The organism is Vibrio sp. T9 (assembly GCF_003123985.1).
GTDB classification, from domain to species: domain Bacteria; phylum Pseudomonadota; class Gammaproteobacteria; order Enterobacterales; family Vibrionaceae; genus Vibrio; species Vibrio diabolicus.
Genome location: NZ_NIGY01000174.1, coordinates 1 through 301 on the forward strand (window position 1 = coordinate 1; position 301 = coordinate 301).

The 301-nt window shown below is 41.2% G+C and carries 1 rRNA gene; it reads left to right on the plus strand.

Going from position 1 to position 301, the window contains the following annotated elements:
• Positions 1–36: 36 nt before the first annotated feature.
• A 5S ribosomal RNA gene (rrf, locus tag CBX98_RS25965) occupies positions 37–153 on the plus strand.
• Positions 154–301: the final 148 nt, after the last annotated feature.

Sequence of the window (301 nt, forward strand, 5' to 3'; positions counted from 1 at the left end):
TAAGAACAAAAACAGCTTTCCAGATTAAAGAATTTGCTTGGCGACCATAGCGTTTTGGACCCACCTGACTTCCATGCCGAACTCAGAAGTGAAACGAAATAGCGCCGATGGTAGTGTGGGGCTTCCCCATGTGAGAGTAGGACATCGCCAGGCTTTATTTTGCACTTGCTTAATATTTAAGCAAGTCACCATAAAGTTCTAATCTTTTTAGAGTTTTATGTTGACTTTCAAAGTGGAAAGCGTATTATACGCACCTCGCTTAAGTGCTAAGGCACTGAAAGCCAAGCTCTTTAACAATATA